Genomic DNA, 13,294 nt, shown 5'->3' with positions numbered 1-13,294 from the left:
GTCGGCCGGGACGGGCATCGCGGGCCGGCCAGTCGCCACGCGCACGCCGCGCTGTCGCATCCAGTCATCGAAGCGCTGGCTGTTGGGCTGGCCGTCGCTGCCGCGCATCGGATACCGGTAACCGGCGGTGGCGGTGTCGAGCGGTGTCGAGGTCGGGTTCGCGCTGGTAACCCGGACGGCGGGAGGCGCCGTCGTCGCGAACGACGTGCCCGTTGCGGCGTCGCCCGGCTGCAGCGCCTCGACGCGCACGTGGCCGGTGCCCGCCGGATAGATGCCGAGTTTCACCGCCGCGGCCAGGCTGAGATCCATGACGCGGCCGTCGTGGAACGGGCCGCGATCGTTCACGCGCACCACGACCGTGCGACCGTTGTCGAGGTTGGTGACGCGCGCGAAGCTCGGGATCGGCAGCGTCTTGTGCGCGGCGCTGAAGGCGTACATGTCGTACACCTCGCGATTCGACGTCAGCCGGCCGTGGAACTTCTCACCGTAGTAGGAGGCGAGGCCTTCATCGACGAAACCACGGGTGTCGTCGAGCACGCGGTATTCGCGATCCAGCACACGGTAGACCGGGTTGTTGCCGATTTTCGAGCGTGGCAGCGAGACCACCTGCGGCTCGGCGATGCAGCTGATGTCCGGGATCGCGGACGGCGTGCGGTCCCTCTCCTGCGGCCGATACAGCCCGCCGGCGACGTAATCGCCACGCTTGGAGACATCCTCTTCGGCCGGGCGGTACCAGGCGCAGTCATGCGCTGTCGCAACGGGCGCCGGCGCCTGCACGACGGGAGCAACAGAGGGCGGCGGTGCCGGGCGCGGGGCGCTCGCACAGGCGGCAAGGCCTGCGCACAGGAGCGCGACGACAATCTTCTTCATTGGGCCGGAGCGGTTCCCGATGCGGCGGCAGGAAGCGGCGGTACGTCGCGGCCGGCGATTGACTCCGCCAACTGATACACCGCCATCGCGTAATGCTTGGAGATGTTATAGCGGGTGATCGCGTAGAAATTGCGGAAGCCTAGCCAGTATTCGACACCGTCGGCGCCGTCGAAGCGCAACGGGACGGCCGGCACGCCGGCGGGCACCGGCGCAAGCGGCTGGTAACCGCGCGCCCGCAGCTCCGACAACGTGTAGATCGGTTCGAGCGCATCGGGTTCGAAGGCCGGCGTCGATGGATCGTGCGTGGCGCGCACGGCGACGATGCCACCGCGCACCCAGCCGCCCTTCTTCGCGAAGTAGTTGGCGATCGAAGCGAAGATGTCGGCCTTGTCGTCGAACAGGTCGCGCTTGCCGTCGCCATCGCCGTCCACCGCGTATTCGCGGTAGCTCGACGGCATGAACTGGCCCCAGCCCATCGCGCCGGCGTAGCTGCCCTTGAGCTGGGTGATGTCGAAACCGGTTTCCTTGCCCAGCGCGAACAGTTGCGCGAGTTCGCCGCGGAAGAACGCCTCGCGCTGGTTCTCGCGCTGCGCCTTTGCCGGATCTCCGGTGCGCGGGTACGCGAACGCGAGCGTGTACAGCGCGTCGACCACCGGGTAGCTGCCCCTGTTGGCGCCGTAGCCCGTTTCCACGCCGATGATCGCGGTGATGATCTCGGCCGGCACGCCAAAGCGCGCTTCGGCGCTGGCGAGGTCGGCGCGGTTGTCGGCGAGGAACTGACGGCCACCGTTGATGCGCGCGTCGGTCAGGAAGATCGGGCGGTAGTCGCGCCAGGGCTTGGCTTCGGCCGGGCGCGACATCGCGGCGATGATCGAATCACGGATCTGCGCGTTGGCCAGCACGCGCTCGATGTAGGCCGGGTCGATGCCATACGCGCGCGACGTGTCCTGCACGAATTTCACGCGGGCCTGGTCGAGCGGAAGATGCGGCCCTGCCGGCGGCAGTGCGGGCGTGCCCGGCGCTGCCGGTGGCGCCTGCATGACGGGCGCCTTCGGTGGTGGCGGCACCGCGCAAGCAGCCGTGGCGAGCACAACTGCGCAGCCCAGCGCGCGCATGGAATATCGATGCATGGTCGTCATTGACGCGAGGTTATCACGCGTTTTTTCGCTGCATCAGCGGGGCGCGGCAATCATTCACGCGCGGGTACGCAGGACGTTGGCGAGCCCCGTGAAGGCGACGAGCTGCCCGATCATCGCGCCGGTCGCATTGGCCAGCGCGTCGAACACATCCGGCTCGCGGGTCGTGGTTAAAACGCCCTGCGCCACCTCGATCGCGATGCCGAACGCGATCACGCCGAGCATTGCGCGAACGCGCGTGCTGCGTCGATCGAACAGCAGCACCGACCAACCCGACAGCAGCGAATAGCCGAGCAGGTGTTCGAGCTTGTCGAAACCGTCGAACGCGGGTGCCGGCAGGTCGTGCGCCGGCAGCAGCGAGCCGACGGTGATCGCGAGGAACATCGCGATCCAGGCACCGAACACGAGCGTAGGGTGGCGCAACGGGCCGGGCGTCACAGGCGATAGCTCAGGTCGCCGGCGAGGAAGGCGGCGCCGAACTCGACGTCCTTCTCGAAGCCCATGGCCTGGAAGCGCTCGCCCATTTCCGTCGGCAGCGTGAGCCGCTTGACCTCGTTGCTTCGACGCATGCGTTCCGATTCGTCCCCGATTTGTTCGATGCGCGAAAGCACGCCGGCCAGGCCGTTGCCCAGCAGGAAACTCGACTGCGAGCAGTAGCCCGCCAGGTCGAAACCCGCCGACAGCCCGGCCTCGGCCAGCGCCGTGAAATCGACCGACGCGGTGACGTCCTGCAGCCCCGGCCAGGCGAGCACGTCGTCGTGCATGCGGTGGCGATAGAACGCGCGCAGCGTGCCGTTGCTGCGGTCGTCGGCGTAGTACTCGCCGCGCACGTAGCCGTAGTCGATGAAGAGCATCGCGCCGCGTTTCAACCCGCCGGCGACGGCCTGGATCCAGTACGGAAGCTGCGGCAGCAACTCGGAGGTGTAGCCGTCGGGCAGCGCGCGCCCGAGGCGCCGTTCTATGAAGCGCACCGATTGCAGCAGCATCGAATCCGCTGGCCTCCACTGCGTACCGAAGCGGTCGCCGTCGGTGGCGACGTACTGCTCCATCACTTCGCGCCCGCGGATCGAGAAGCGCGGCGTCGGCAGCGCATCGATCACTTCGTTGGCGAACAGCACGCCGTTCCAGTCGTGCGGCACCGGGCCCTCGACCCATTCGACAAGCTCGAACAGCATTGGATGCAGACGCTCGAACAGGCGCGCGCGCTGGCGTTCGCGCAGCTGCGCCGACGGCTCGAGGATCAGGTAGCGCGCGGGCAATGCATCGAGTTCGAGCAGCCGCATCAGCGCTACCTGCGCGAACGCGCCGGTGCCACCGCCCAGCTCGAACATCAGTGCACTCGGCCCGATCTGCTGCAGCACCGGTGCCACCGCGTCGGCGACGCAGGCGGCGAATACCGGGCCGAGCTCGGGCGCGGTGACGAAATCGCCGGCGCCGCCAAATTTCGTGGCACCCGCGCTGTAGTAGCCGAGCCCGGGCGCATACAGCGCCAGCTCCATGAAACGCGAGAACGGGATCGCGCCACCGGCTGCCGCGATTTCACCGTGGATATGCCGCGCCAGCCGCTGGCTGTGTTCGCGCGCGGCTTCATCGGGCGTCGGAAGGTCGGACGCGGCGCGCGCGCCGGAATCGGTCGGCATCGGGACGTGGGAACGTGGGAGACTCGAGCAGGATACGGGACACGCGTTGAAGGGGCCGGTGATGCACAACGAAGCGACGCAGTCGACGCGGCCGGTGGTGCTGGTCACGGGCGCCGCACGGCGGATCGGTGCGGCCATCACGCAGGTGCTGCACGCCGCCGGCTGCGACCTCGCGCTGCACTATCGCGACTCGCGCGCGGACATCGACGCGCTGTCCCAAACGTTCGAACGCGCACGCCCGGGCTCGGTGATGACCCTCCAGGCCGACCTCGCCGAGTTCGACCGCCTGCCTGAACTGATCGCCCGTACTGTCGGCCGCTTCGGCCGCCTGGACGGGCTGGTCAACAACGCGTCGGGCTTCCATCCGACGCCGCTCGGCAGCGTGACGCCGGCGCAATGGGACGACCTGTTCGCCTCCAACGCGCGCGCCCCGTTCTTCCTCGCGCAAGCCGCTGCGCCGCACCTTCGCGCCACGCACGGCGCGATCGTCAACCTCGTCGACATCTACGCGGAGCGGCCGCTGCGCGAACATTCCGTCTACTGCATGGCGAAGGCGGCGTTGGTGATGGCCACCCGATCCCTGGCGCTCGAGCTGGGGCCCGACGTGCGCGTCAACGCGGTCGCGCCCGGGGCGATCCTGTGGCCTCAGGACGAAACGGACGCGGCGGCGCGCGACGCGATGCTGGCCCGCACGCCGCTCGGCCGCGTCGGCACGCCCACGGAAATCGCCGAGGCGGTGCGCTGGCTGCTGTTCGACGCGCACTACTGCACGGGCCAGATCATCGCCGTTGACGGCGGCCGCACCGTCACCGGCTGAGACGCCTCGACCGCGCCCCTCGATCGCACTAGAGTCGATAGGGAACGATCCCGGACGCCTGCATGCCCGAGCCATCGCCCTCCGCCGACGTGGTACGCATCGCGCCCGGCGATGACCTTCCGCTGCACGCCGCGCGCGCGGCGACGACCGCGGCGATCCACTCGACGCTTGCCGCCGGCGGGCGCAAGTTGCTCGTCGATTTCCACGGCTGGCACGGGCCGGAGCGGCCGTCGCTGGCGCTGCGGATCGACAGCGTGTTCGAGTGGGCCGACGCCGCCTCCACGGCTCCCGGTTTCGCCATGGCGCTCGTGATGCCCCCGCAGCTGGTCGATCCGGGCCGTATCGGTTTCATCATCGGCCACCGGCTGGCGTTCAACTTCGACGTCTTCGGATCGGTCGAGGAAGCGCTCGCCTGGCTGGAAACCGCGCCCGTGCCGAACCCGCCGGAGCCGGCCGCCGACTGAGCGCTGCAGTCAGGTAAGCGTGGTGCGGTCGAGCTCCGCATCGTGCTCGGCGTGCGCGGCCCACAGCGTCGCGAGCGAGCAACCGGTGCCCGGCACGACGGTGTCCGGCGCGATTTCGGCGAGAGGGCGCAGCACGAAAGCGTGCTCGAGGTCGGGACGCGGGATCCGCAGGTTCCCTCCGCCGGCGATCACGCGGTCGTCGAACAGCACGATATCGATGTCGAGCGCGCGGTCGGAAAATCGGGGGCCGGTGCGGTCCCGGCCGTGCGCATCTTCCAGCGCATGCAGCCAGTCGTTGAGTGGCTGCGGCTCGAGGTCGCTGTCGATGATGGCGGCGGCGTTGAGGAAATCAGGACCGTCGAAACCGACCGCGTGCGTGCGGTAGGCGGGCGACACCACGATTTCGCCGAAGCGCTCGCGCAATGCCCGGACCGCGGCGCGCAGATGCGTTTCGGGCTCGACGTTGCTGCCGAGGCTCAGGTAGGCGCGGCCGCTCATGAGGCGCGCGATCGTTCGATCATCACGCCGACCGCGCGCGCACCGCGCACCGCGCCCGGCTTGGACAGCTTGAGCCGCACGCTCTGCACCGGAAACTCGGCAAGTACGAGTTCGGCCACGCGCTCGGCCAGCGTCTCCACCAGCCCGAAACCGGACGCCGACACGTAGTCGCGGACGCGGTTGCTCACCGCCTTGTAGTCCAGCGTGTGCGCGATGTTGTCGCTCGCGGCCGGCGCGCGGTTGTCGAACGCCATTTCGATGTCGAACAGCAACGGCTGGCGCACGCGGCGTTCCCAGTCGTAGATGCCGATCAGCGCCTCGATCTCGAGGCCTTCGATGAAGACGTGGTCCATGGCGGCATCCGGTTGCGGTGCGACGATGCTACGGATGCGGGTCGTGTCCTGCACTCACGCCGATACGAGTTCGACCGCGGGCAACGTCGACATGTCCCAGCGCGGCGTGACGTGCACGCCCAGGTCTTCTTGCTGCCCGGCCTGCAGCCGCAGCGCGCCGGCGAACGCGATCATCGCGCCGTTGTCGGTGCACAACACCGGCGGCGGGAAGCCGACCACCGCGCCGCGCTTTTCCGCGAGGTCCTTCAGCTTTGCACGAAGCCGCAGGTTGGCGCCGACGCCGCCGGAAACGACCAGGCGGCGGAACCCGGTGGCATCGAGCGCGCGGGCGCACTTGATCGCGAGCGTGTCCACTACGGCGTCCTCGAAGGCGCGGGCGATGTCGGCGCGGGTGGACTCGGCCTGGTCGGACGCGCGCCAGGCCAGCAGCACCTGCGTTTTCAGCCCGCTGAAGCTGAAGTCGAGGCCGGGTCGATCGGTCATCGGGCGCGAGAACTTGAACGCGCCGGGTCGTCCCTGCTGCGCGATCGCCGCGAGTTGGGGCCCGCCGGGGTACGGCAGCCCCATCAGCTTGGCCGTCTTGTCGAAGGCTTCGCCGGCCGCGTCGTCGAGGGTCTCGCCGAGCAGCCGGTAGCGGCCGATGCCGTCGACGCCGACCAGCTGGGTATGGCCACCGGAGACCAGCAGCGCCACGAACGGGTCGGGCTGGCGACCCGCGTGCAGGGCGTTCCGCTGGACCGGATCGTCCATCAGCGGCGCGAGCAGGTGGCCCTCCATGTGGTGGACGCCGATCGCCGGCACGTCGAGCGACCAGGCCAGCGCCCGCGCCACCCCTGCGCCCACCAGCAGCGCGCCGACCAGGCCCGGCCCGGCGGTATAGGCCACGCCATCGAGGTCGGTCGTCGACAGCCCCGCTTCGGCGAGGGTCTGCCGGATCAGCGGCAGCGTCTTGCGCACGTGGTCGCGGCTGGCGAGCTCCGGAACCACGCCGCCGTAGAGCGCGTGCAGCGCAATCTGGCTGTAGACGGCGTGCGCGCTCAGGCCCCCGGCGGTGTCGTAGACGGCCACGCCGGTTTCGTCGCAGCTCGTTTCAATTCCAAGGACTTTCAAGGACTTGGCCTCGATCGGGCGGCCGCTAGCGAGCCGTCGGCGCCCGACGCGTGAAAAAAATGGGAGTGACGGCTTGCAGGGCCGCGGGGCAGGCCGATATCATAGGCGGCTCGCCTGGCTCGTGGCCGGCGGTCCCTATCACCGAGATACCGTATGCCCAGCGTCAAAGTTCGCGAAAACGAGCCTTTCGAATTTGCCCTGCGCCGCTTCAAGCGCACCTGCGAGAAGGCTGGCGTGCTCGCCGAAACGCGTAAGCGCGAGTTCTACGAGAAGCCGACGCAGGAGCGCAAGCGCAAGGCCGCAGCAGCGGTGAAGCGCCAGTCGCGCCGTACGTCGCGCGACGTCACCAAGCGCCAGCGCATGTACTGAGCCGCGTCGCCGGGTTTCCGGCAACGCGCTCGCTTCAACAAGAGAGCCGACCACGCATCGCGTGGCCGGCTTTTCTGCGTTGTGGCGTCCAGGGGCGGTGACGCGCCAGGCGCGTCATCGGTGCTCCGTGCCTGGTCCGCTTCACCCGCTTAGAACGTCCGGATCCACTGCAACGTACCCTGCCGGTAGCCGTACCCCTCGCCACCGACGCCCGGCGTGTCGCTGTAGCCGAAGGTGGCGCGGAAGTAACCAGATCGGGCGCGCTCGGGACTGGTGAGGCTGGCCTGCACCAGGCGTGCGGGTCGCCAGTCGGCACCGGTGTGGCGTTGCGTTCCCCAGCCGGCAGCGACGACGCCTGACCAGCCGCCGCGCAGCCGGTGCCGGATCTGCAGCGTGGGCACGGCTTCGACGAAGTCACGGGGCGAGAAGTAATCGCCAACAGACGGTTCGCTGTTGTGGAAAGCGCGCACGCGCAGCTGCGCCGACAGACCGATCCGCTCCGAAATGACGTCGATATAGGTGGCGCGCAGGTGCCCGCGCCAGTTGCCGTCCTCGAAATCCTGCGCGCCGGCCAGCAGTGTCAGCTGCCGGCGTTCGCCGGGACCGATCGGCAGGTCGGCCGCGGCGCCCGCGAAGGTGACCGTTTGACCGCGCGCGATGCCGCCGCGAGTCTCGAGAAGATCGCGCTCGACGAAGTATTCCGCGCGCCGCGCACCGGGTTTCACGAGGCTTACGGCGCCGAGCAGGCGATGGCCGTCGGTGCCGACGCGTCCCGACCATTGCCATGTCGCCGAGCTGTCGGCGAAGCGCAGGAACGCCCGGTCGAAGTCACGTGCCGGGCCGCCGAGCGGTGAAATCACTGCGCGTTCGAGCGCGAGCCCGCGGTAATGGTGTACGTCGGAATAGTGCCAATCGACCGTGGCGCCGGCACGACGAATTTCCGTGTTGTCGGCATCGCTCGAGACGAAGATGTCGACGCCGCCGGCCTGTCGAGCCGGTTCGGCCGCATGCAGGGGCCCGGCCAGCGCCAATAACCCCGCAACGCAGAGGCGCGCGCTCACTTCGTACCCCAACGCTTGCGAAGGCCGATGAGTTCCTTGAAATAGCCGACGACGCATACCGGCTGCAACACCATCGAATAGACAAGCATGTAGAAGAGGAAGCCGAAGATGTTGCGGCGGACGTGCAGTTCCTGGCGCCGGAATACGCGCCTCTGCACGCGGTAGATGATCGCATTCCAGATGAGTGCCAGTGGCAGAACCGCGAGGGTCATCGGTCCCGCGATGCCGTACCAGTGCAAGAACAGGGCGGCGAATACGCCCGGGATGAAGATAAGCGAGTAGACCAGGTCGGTCGGCAGGAAGAGCGCGTTCCACCAGATGAAGAGCGTGGTCATTCGCGGCTTGAACAGCAGCGAAGGATGCGCCTTGAACGCCTCGAGCATGCCGCGCGACCACCGCTGCCGCTGCTGGGCGAACACGCGCAGGCGCTCGGGTACGCGCGTGAAGAGCACGGCTTCCTCGCAGTAACCCACGCGCCAGCCGCGTCCGAGCATCGCCCAGGAAAGCACGATGTCCTCGCCCACGCAGTCCGGCCAGCCACCGACTTCGCGCAGGGCCTCGCGTTCGTAGAGCGAGAACGCGCCCTGCGCGACCAGCGTGCCGTGGTACATGCTCTGCATGCGTTTGACCGCAGCGATGCCGTGGAAATAGTCCCATTCCTGCGCACGCGTGATCCACGTCGAACGCGAATTTCGCACCAGTACCGCGCCTGCCACGGCGCGCGTACCGGGTGGATCGCCGAGATAGCGTTCCACGATGTTGCGCAGCGCGTCGCCGAAGACGTAGGAGTCGCCGTCGATGGTCAGCACCAGCTCGTTTTGCGCGATCGCCAGGCCGCGATTGAGTGCGGCGGCCTTGCCCTGGTTGCGCTCGGCCGTCACCACGCGCACCTGGAAACGCGCGGGCATGAAACCCGCTTCGGCAATGGTGGCTTCGGCGATGGCGACCGTGGCGTCGGTCGAGCCGTCGTCCATCACCAGGATCTCGAGGGCGCCGGGATAGTCCTGCGCGGCGATGCTCTGCAGCGTGTCGGCGACGTTGGCAGCCTCGTTGTAGCACGCGACAAGCACGGTCACGGGCGGGCAATTCGCGGCGAAGCGTACGCGCGGGCGCCGGTCGAGCGCGATCGTTGCCAACAGAAACGCCTGCATGAAGCCGGGCACGTAGGCGATGAAGCCGATAGATACCAGCGCGAGAACGCGACCGAATACTTCGGTCAGGCTGTGCAGCCAGGGCAGCGACAACACGACGCTGAAGGTGGTCCAGGCGGAAGCGAAGGCAAGCGCGAGTGCGTATTTGATGCGGACCGGGACATAGGTGCGGCGATGGTCGGCTGAATCCCGCGCTTCAAGCTGGTAGCGCTCGCGAAGCGTTGGCGTGGGCAGCCCTGCAGCCGCCTCGCTGCCGTATGCCAGCAAATTCATGACCTTCCCTACGTTCGGTCGCGGCAATCCCCCCGGCGCCGCTTCCGTTCCCTTGCTCCACCATCCGGGCAGAGTCCACTGCCAATGGGCAGGCCAGCGAGTCGGCTGGCGAAAAAATTCTAGCAGAGCGACCCGAACGGGCCGGCGGCCTAGCCCGCCGGCGGGATCTGCGACGCCTGCTTCGCCGGATGGCCGCCAGTCGCGCGTGCCCGCTGTGGAAAGTCCGGTGCCAGTTCATCGTCGACCGACACGGGCCGCGCCCAGCGCTGGTAGCTGGCCACGATGTCACGCTTGATTCTATGGAAAGCGGGCGTCCCGGCCGACACGCCCAGGCTGGCCGCTACCGACGCCCAGTCGCGCACGGGCTCGGCCGAGTGCATCTCGGCGACTTCGCGGCACGGCCGGCCGGCCTGCATGGCGAGGCTGCACGCGAAATAGACGTCGCCCGGTGTCCAGCCCGGACGTGCCAACAGCTCGGCGACCAGCGGACGCGGCGCACGGTGGTAGCGGGCCAACTCGTCGACGAAGGATTCGCGGTAGGTCGACGCATAGGCGCCGATGTCCACCAAGCGGCCGTCGACCCACGCGTCGCCCGAGTGTGGGCCGGACCCTGACGCGCCCTGCGCGTGCGCGAGCGTCGTCGCCCCGAGGGAGGCGGCGAGCAACAGGGCGGCGGATCGTTTGCGCAGCAAGCGGGTCATCGGAATGAGAGGGCCTAGGGGCGGGGGCGATGATGCGCTTGGCGCGCGTGGACGGCCAGCGACGAACGCAGAAGAGCCACGGCGCGATCACCGTGGCTCCTGTTGTCACTGCTGGCGGATTCGATCAATCGTCGTCGCGATCCCGGTAGTCACGATCGTCGTCCCGGTCATCGCGGTCGTCGCGATGATAGTCGCGCGCATAGCGGTCGTCCCGGGCATAGCGATCATCTCGGTCGTAACGGCTGTCGTAGTACTGGGTCTTGCACTTGCCATGCGGATTGCACTTCACCCGTCCCTGCTGCTGCCCGTAATAGCCATAGGCATTGCCGTAAGGCGGCGCGGTGTGCGCATAGGCACCCTGATAGCGACCGTCGTAGCCGTTGTAGTTGTTGTTGTAGCGGTCGTCGCGCGTCGCGCGGTAGTACACCGGACGGCCGTAGCGATCACGGCCGACAGTGAGGCGATCGTTCTGGCCGTAGTCGCCATAGCGGTAGTACGGCTCGTTGCCGCGGAACACGACGTCGGCGATGTTGACGATTGCGCGGGTGAGCTCATACGCAGACTGCGCATGCGCCGGCGCGGGCGCGAACGAGCCGATGGCAAGTGCGGCGGCGAGCGCGGCGGGAGCGATCCAGCGGGAAGCGGCCATGGAGGAATCCTTCATAAGCGCACCGCACCGTGCGGGGCATGGGTCGAGACTGCTCCGCTCGAGGTGAACGCGTTTGTAATCGCGCCGCCGCTGTTCAGGCTCACTCGGCCGCCGTTTCAGCGGCCGCGCAGCGGCGCTCGATCGACGCCAGCGCTGCGTGCAATTGGGATGCATCACCGATGGCCTCGGCGCGCGTCGGATCGCAGAGGCCGGCCTCGCGTTCGTGCACCCATGTCAGGTGATAAGGCACGTGCACGCCCCAGCCGCCGAGCGCCACCACCGGCGCGATGTCCGAGCGCAGCGAGTTGCCGACCATCGCGAACTCGTGAGGTTCGACGCCGAGTTCTTCCAGCAGCCGTGCGTAGGTGGGCACGTCCTTTTCGCTGACGATCTCGATGCGCCGGAACAGTGCGGACAGCCCGGACTCGCGCACCTTGGCTTCCTGGTGGAACAGGTCGCCCTTGGTAATCAGTACCACCGGCCATCGCGACGCGACGCGTTCGACCGCCTCGCGTATGCCCGGCAGCAGTTCGACCGGATGCTGCAGCATCGACTGTGCGAGCTGGACGATGCGGTGGATCGCGTTCGCATCGATGCGCGCATCGGTGATGTCGACCGCGGCTTCGATCATCGACAGCGCCATGCCCTTCACGCCGTACCCGAATACGGCGAGGTTGCGCTTCTCGACCTCGTAGAGGCGCGCGTGCAGGGCGTCGCCGCGCAGTTCCACGTACGGCGCAACGATTGACTCGAACGTGGCCTGCGCCTGCGCGAAATAGTCTTCGCTGCGCCACAGCGTGTCGTCGCCGTCAAAACCGACCATCTTGATTGCCATGGGCGCAGTGTCGCAGACCGATCACGCGTCTTGCACCGGCGCCGTGCGAACCTGCCCGCAAGGGTGCGGACGGCGCGCGAAACATGCAGCGAGGACGCCATGAAGATTCGCCACGTCTACAGAACCGCCGACCTCGACATGGCGCGCGCGGCACTGAACGCCGCACGCTCGGTTGGCGTGGGCCGCGACGCGGTCATGCTGGTCGCACGGTCGGACATCGAATTGGACGCGATCTCCAACGACTACAAGGAGGCCGACAGCGACTCCACGCCGGCGGCGATCAAGGGCGTGATAGCCGGCGGCGTGACCGGGCTGCTGCTGGACCTGACGGCAGTGGTGCTGACGCCGATGGCGCCGACGCTCGCCGGCGTGGGTATTGCCGCACTGGCGGGCGCCAGCATTGGCGGGATGGCTGCGACCATCTTCGGTGCAGCGCTGCCGGATCCCGTGCGCCAGGCGTTCCGCGACGAGATCAAGGCCGGCCGCATCCTGCTGGTCACGGACACCGACAATGCGCTCCAGCAAATTGCCGGCCCGGTCATCGAAGCGACCGGCGCCACGCGCCTGCCGTTCGAGCACGCGACGCTGGCCGTTCGATGATCAGCCGCTGCAGGCGCGAAGGCGCACGTTGAGCAGGACCGTCAGAACGACCGAGACGACGAGGCTCGGCAGGCAGCCGGTCAGGCGGACGCGGGCGGGCATCGGCATGGGGGCTCTCAGTCGGCGCCCGACCGTAGGCGGCCCGAGGTGAATGCACCGTCGCATCGGCGCGGCCGCACGCTGGCGCGTTCGTTCTATCGCCGCGACCCGCGGCTGGTCGCGATCGACCTGCTCAACAAGGTGCTGGTGCGCGATGACGGGCGTCGCGGCCGCATCGTCGAAACCGAGGCCTACTGCGGCGCCGAGGACCCGGCGGCGCACAGTTTCGGCGGGCCGACGCGACGTACCGCCACGATGTTCGGCCCGCCCGGTCGGCTGTATGTCTACTTCACCTACGGCATGCACTGGTGCTGCAACCCCGTCTGCGGCGAGGCCGGCGAAGGCGTCGCGGTGCTGCTGCGCGCGCTCGAGCCGCTCGATGGCCTGCCGTTGATGCGCGCTGCCCGCCCCGCGGCGAAGTCCAACCGTGACCTGTGTCGCGGCCCGGCGCGACTTTGCGCCGCATTCGGCATCACCGGCGCGAACGATGGCGCTGATCTGGTCGACCGTTCAGGCGGCATCCGCATAGTGGATGACGGGATGCCCCCGCCGGAACGGCCGGTTGCCGGGCCGCGGGTCGGCATCACACGGGCGGTGGACGCGCCATGGCGGTGGCATGTGGCTTGCAACGACCATGTCTCCAAGCCCTGACATCCGACGCGGCCCGA

The 13,294-nt window shown here is 68.5% G+C and carries 17 protein-coding genes; 5 read left to right on the top strand and 12 right to left on the bottom strand.

From position 1 onward, the window contains the following. The 4 genes from FW784_RS14800 to FW784_RS01820 form a co-directional block, all read right to left on the bottom strand. A partial coding sequence (locus tag FW784_RS14800) for a septal ring lytic transglycosylase RlpA family protein (protein WP_149351649.1) occupies positions 1 to 870 on the bottom strand: 870 nt, incomplete at its 3' end. Next, positions 867 to 2,000, bottom strand: coding sequence for a lytic murein transglycosylase B (mltB, locus tag FW784_RS01830; protein WP_425481564.1), 1,134 nt, complete (start codon positions 1,998 to 2,000; stop codon positions 867 to 869). The genes mltB and FW784_RS14800, both read right to left, overlap by 4 nt. Positions 2,001 to 2,063: 63 nt before the next feature. Further along, the gene (locus FW784_RS01825) at positions 2,064 to 2,429 is read right to left on the bottom strand and encodes a VanZ family protein (protein WP_149351647.1); all 366 of its coding nucleotides are present in this window, start codon (positions 2,427 to 2,429) and stop codon (positions 2,064 to 2,066) included. Positions 2,430 to 2,440: 11 nt separating this feature from the next. Continuing rightward, positions 2,441 to 3,646, bottom strand: a complete 1,206-nt coding sequence (locus FW784_RS01820; RefSeq protein WP_149351646.1) for a class I SAM-dependent methyltransferase — start codon at positions 3,644 to 3,646, stop codon at positions 2,441 to 2,443. 61 nt (positions 3,647 to 3,707) lie between these two features. On the opposite strand from FW784_RS01820, the gene FW784_RS01815 reads away from it, so the two are divergent. After that, positions 3,708 to 4,463: a pteridine reductase gene (locus FW784_RS01815; protein ID WP_149351645.1), complete on the top strand. Its 756-nt coding sequence runs from the start codon at positions 3,708 to 3,710 to the stop codon at positions 4,461 to 4,463. 62 nt (positions 4,464 to 4,525) lie between these two features. Next, entirely contained in the window at positions 4,526 to 4,927 is a 402-nt protein-coding gene (locus tag FW784_RS01810; RefSeq protein ID WP_149351644.1) for a hypothetical protein, read from the top strand. A 9-nt stretch (positions 4,928 to 4,936) separates the two neighbouring features. Here the strand turns inward: FW784_RS01810 and folK are convergent, their stop codons facing one another. Genes folK through tsaD form a run of 3 tightly spaced genes read right to left on the bottom strand, consistent with a single transcriptional unit; the run spans position 4,937 to position 6,888 of the window. Beyond that, positions 4,937 to 5,425 carry a 2-amino-4-hydroxy-6-hydroxymethyldihydropteridine diphosphokinase gene (gene folK, locus FW784_RS01805; protein ID WP_149351643.1) on the bottom strand — a complete coding sequence of 163 codons (489 nt, stop codon included), beginning with the start codon at positions 5,423 to 5,425 and terminating at the stop codon, positions 4,937 to 4,939. After that, a complete protein-coding gene (gene folB, locus FW784_RS01800) occupies positions 5,422 to 5,778 on the bottom strand; it encodes a dihydroneopterin aldolase (protein WP_149351642.1) in 357 nt (118 codons plus the stop codon). Before folB ends, folK begins: the two co-directional genes overlap by 4 nt. A 54-nt stretch (positions 5,779 to 5,832) precedes the next feature. After that, positions 5,833 to 6,888, bottom strand: a complete 1,056-nt coding sequence (gene tsaD / locus FW784_RS01795) for a tRNA (adenosine(37)-N6)-threonylcarbamoyltransferase complex transferase subunit TsaD (RefSeq protein ID WP_149351641.1) — start codon at positions 6,886 to 6,888, stop codon at positions 5,833 to 5,835. A gap of 153 nt (positions 6,889 to 7,041) precedes the next feature. On the opposite strand from tsaD, the gene rpsU reads away from it, so the two are divergent. Beyond that, positions 7,042 to 7,257, top strand: a complete 216-nt coding sequence (gene rpsU, locus FW784_RS01790; protein ID WP_143925990.1) for a 30S ribosomal protein S21 — start codon at positions 7,042 to 7,044, stop codon at positions 7,255 to 7,257. 149 nt (positions 7,258 to 7,406) lie between these two features. On the opposite strand, the gene FW784_RS01785 is transcribed toward rpsU, so the two are convergent. From FW784_RS01785 to FW784_RS01765, 5 genes are all read right to left on the bottom strand, one after another. Next, positions 7,407 to 8,318 carry a hypothetical protein gene (locus FW784_RS01785; protein WP_149351640.1) on the bottom strand — a complete coding sequence of 304 codons (912 nt, stop codon included), beginning with the start codon at positions 8,316 to 8,318 and terminating at the stop codon, positions 7,407 to 7,409. Continuing rightward, entirely contained in the window at positions 8,315 to 9,742 is a 1,428-nt protein-coding gene (locus FW784_RS01780) for a glycosyltransferase family 2 protein (RefSeq protein ID WP_149351639.1), read from the bottom strand. The genes FW784_RS01785 and FW784_RS01780 overlap by 4 nt, the downstream gene beginning before the upstream one ends. 149 nt (positions 9,743 to 9,891) lie before the next feature. Continuing rightward, positions 9,892 to 10,443, bottom strand: coding sequence for a hypothetical protein (locus FW784_RS01775; protein WP_149351638.1), 552 nt, complete (start codon positions 10,441 to 10,443; stop codon positions 9,892 to 9,894). Positions 10,444 to 10,567: 124 nt separating this feature from the next. Next, positions 10,568 to 11,092 (bottom strand): hypothetical protein, encoded by a 525-nt coding sequence (locus tag FW784_RS01770; protein ID WP_149351637.1) that lies wholly within the window; start codon positions 11,090 to 11,092, stop codon positions 10,568 to 10,570. 100 nt (positions 11,093 to 11,192) lie between these two features. After that, positions 11,193 to 11,927, bottom strand: coding sequence for an HAD family hydrolase (locus tag FW784_RS01765; protein WP_235893532.1), 735 nt, complete (start codon positions 11,925 to 11,927; stop codon positions 11,193 to 11,195). A 99-nt stretch (positions 11,928 to 12,026) separates the two neighbouring features. Here FW784_RS01765 and FW784_RS01760 point away from each other — a divergent pair, with 99 nt between their 5' ends. Both FW784_RS01760 and FW784_RS01755 read left to right on the top strand, forming a co-directional pair. Then, positions 12,027 to 12,527 (top strand): hypothetical protein, encoded by a 501-nt coding sequence (locus FW784_RS01760; RefSeq protein ID WP_149351636.1) that lies wholly within the window; start codon positions 12,027 to 12,029, stop codon positions 12,525 to 12,527. A 147-nt stretch (positions 12,528 to 12,674) separates the two neighbouring features. Next, positions 12,675 to 13,277 (top strand): DNA-3-methyladenine glycosylase, encoded by a 603-nt coding sequence (locus FW784_RS01755; protein ID WP_149351635.1) that lies wholly within the window; start codon positions 12,675 to 12,677, stop codon positions 13,275 to 13,277. Positions 13,278 to 13,294: the final 17 nt, after the last annotated feature.

Source organism: Cognatilysobacter lacus, from assembly GCF_008274655.1.
Taxonomy (GTDB): domain Bacteria; phylum Pseudomonadota; class Gammaproteobacteria; order Xanthomonadales; family Xanthomonadaceae; genus Cognatilysobacter; species Cognatilysobacter lacus.
This window is presented reverse-complemented; position numbering and strand designations above follow the sequence as displayed.

Coding starts and splice junctions, on each gene's coding strand:
- FW784_RS01765 (WP_235893532.1), bottom strand. CDS start 11,927: ATGGCAATCAAGATGGTCGGTTTTGACGGCGACGACACGCTGTGGCGC.
- folK (WP_149351643.1), bottom strand. CDS start 5,425: ATGAGCGGCCGCGCCTACCTGAGCCTCGGCAGCAACGTCGAGCCCGAA.
- FW784_RS01815 (WP_149351645.1), top strand. CDS start 3,708: ATGCACAACGAAGCGACGCAGTCGACGCGGCCGGTGGTGCTGGTCACG.
- FW784_RS01775 (WP_149351638.1), bottom strand. CDS start 10,443: ATGACCCGCTTGCTGCGCAAACGATCCGCCGCCCTGTTGCTCGCCGCC.
- rpsU (WP_143925990.1), top strand. CDS start 7,042: ATGCCCAGCGTCAAAGTTCGCGAAAACGAGCCTTTCGAATTTGCCCTG.
- FW784_RS01780 (WP_149351639.1), bottom strand. CDS start 9,742: ATGAATTTGCTGGCATACGGCAGCGAGGCGGCTGCAGGGCTGCCCACG.
- FW784_RS01760 (WP_149351636.1), top strand. CDS start 12,027: ATGAAGATTCGCCACGTCTACAGAACCGCCGACCTCGACATGGCGCGC.
- FW784_RS01820 (WP_149351646.1), bottom strand. CDS start 3,646: ATGCCGACCGATTCCGGCGCGCGCGCCGCGTCCGACCTTCCGACGCCC.
- FW784_RS01770 (WP_149351637.1), bottom strand. CDS start 11,092: ATGGCCGCTTCCCGCTGGATCGCTCCCGCCGCGCTCGCCGCCGCACTT.
- folB (WP_149351642.1), bottom strand. CDS start 5,778: ATGGACCACGTCTTCATCGAAGGCCTCGAGATCGAGGCGCTGATCGGC.
- FW784_RS01810 (WP_149351644.1), top strand. CDS start 4,526: ATGCCCGAGCCATCGCCCTCCGCCGACGTGGTACGCATCGCGCCCGGC.
- mltB (WP_425481564.1), bottom strand. CDS start 2,000: ATGCATCGATATTCCATGCGCGCGCTGGGCTGCGCAGTTGTGCTCGCC.